This window comes from Thermomicrobiales bacterium (assembly GCA_041390825.1).
Taxonomy (GTDB): Bacteria; Chloroflexota; Chloroflexia; order Thermomicrobiales; family UBA6265; genus JAMLHN01.
Genome location: JAWKPF010000087.1, coordinates 1 through 1,809, shown reverse-complemented (window position 1 = coordinate 1,809; position 1,809 = coordinate 1). Strand labels below are relative to the sequence as shown.

Genomic DNA, 1,809 nt, shown 5'->3' with positions numbered 1-1,809 from the left:
CACACAGTGCCATCCCACGTCTGCGTTCATCCGATGAACCTCACCGGTCGTGCTGGATCCAGCGTGCGAACGACCTTTCTTTCCCTGCGCAATCGAAACTTTCGGCTCTTTTTCATCGGTCACCTGATTTCGAACACCGGGAACTGGCTCACCAACGTGGCGTTGACGCTGCTGGTGCTCAGCCTGACCGACAACGGACTGGCAGTCGGCATCCTGGCAGCTTGCCAGTACGGCCCGGTCTTCTTTCTCTCCGCCTGGGCCGGGGCGGTTGCCGATCGATCGGACAAACGACGCTTCCTCTTCATCACCCAATCGCTCTCGATGCTGCAGTCGTTCGCGCTCGCCATCATGGCATTCATGCCAAACCCGCCCCTACCGGCGTTCTACGTGCTTGCCGTTCTGGGAGGCATCCTGCTCTCGTTCGACAACCCGCTGCGGCGCTCGTTCGTCCCGGAAATGGTGCGGCAGGACGACATTGCCAACGCGGTTGTGCTCAACAGCCTGGTCATCAATGTGTCGCGCATCTTCGGGCCGACGCTCGCTGGACTGCTCATCGTCACGCTCGGCTACGGTTGGTGCTTCACGATCGATGCGTTCTCGTATCTTGCGGTGCTGATCTGCCTCTTCATGATGCGCCCGGAAGAACTACGCCGCCGTCCACCGAAACCACGCGCGAAAGGCGAGGTACGCGACGGAATCCGCTACATTCGATCCGTGCCGGTCCTCTGGATCCCAATGGCGATGCTCGCGGCCATCGGGATCCTGGCCTACAACTTCACCGTCACGCTGCCCCTCTTCGTTACCGGTGCGCTGCATAGTAACGACGCCATGTTCACCCTGCTCTATGCCACGTTCAGCTTTGGTTCGGTGGTGGGAGCGCTCGTCGTCGCCAATCGAGGGCTGGTGTCGGTCCGCACCATTGTGATTGGCGCTGGGTTGCTCGGTCTGTGCATGCTGGCGCTGGCAAGCATTCCGAGCGTCCGCGCGGGGTTTCCGATCATGCTTCTCCTTGGCGCGGCGAGCATCCTTTACATGACATCCACAACCGCCAATGTGCAAGTGACCGCCCGTCCAGACATGCATGGGCGGATTCTGGCGTTGCAAAGCTCGTTGATGATTGGTGGAACCCTGATCGGGGCGCCCGTGCTCGGGTTCCTGGCGGATGTGGCAGGAACCCGGGCGCCGATTGTGCTTGGCGGTTTGGTCTGCATCGGAGCGGCAATCCTCGGAGGCTACGCATTGCGGGCCCAGGCTCCGGAAGCGATCCGCGCTCACAGAGTTCCGTCCAATACAAGCTGATTTCGCTGCTGGAGAGCGAGCGCTTTGCGGTGGGAGGTTTGCAATCGACCCATCTTCGCCGCCTTTGTCACGATCCTGCAAGGCTTCAGTCAGGGACGCAACGAGGTAGTCACGTTCCCGGCGTACACTCATGCTCGGCGCTGTCGCAGGCACGCCCTTCGATCGCAGGGAGAGCTTCTCGATGACGAACCCGAGATTCGTAGACGCCGAGGAAGCGTTGCGGCCGGTGCAATCCGGCGACCGCGTCTATTTGCACGAAGCAGCCATGGCGCCGCTCGAGTTGATGGACGCGCTTTGCGACCGGGCAATGGAGCTGACCGGCGTCGAAACCGTTTCGATCCATACCGACGGTCCGGCCCCGCATGTCGATCCGAGATTGCAGGGTCATCTTCGGCACAACGCGCTGTTCGTCGGCTCGAACGTGCGCGCGGCGGTAAACAATGGCCGCGCCGACTACACGCCCGTCTTCCTTTCAGAAGTGCCGAACCTTTTCCGAGGGCCGCTGCCGCT

The 1,809-nt window shown here is 61.5% G+C and carries 2 protein-coding genes; both read left to right on the top strand.

Annotation, left to right across the window (positions count from 1 at the left end):
- A partial coding sequence (locus R2855_20085) for an MFS transporter (protein ID MEZ4533306.1) occupies window positions 1-1,299 on the top strand: 1,299 nt, incomplete at its 5' end.
- A gap of 181 nt (window positions 1,300-1,480) precedes the next feature.
- On the top strand, window positions 1,481-1,809 hold a 329-nt coding region (locus tag R2855_20080), incomplete at its 3' end, for a hypothetical protein (GenBank protein ID MEZ4533305.1).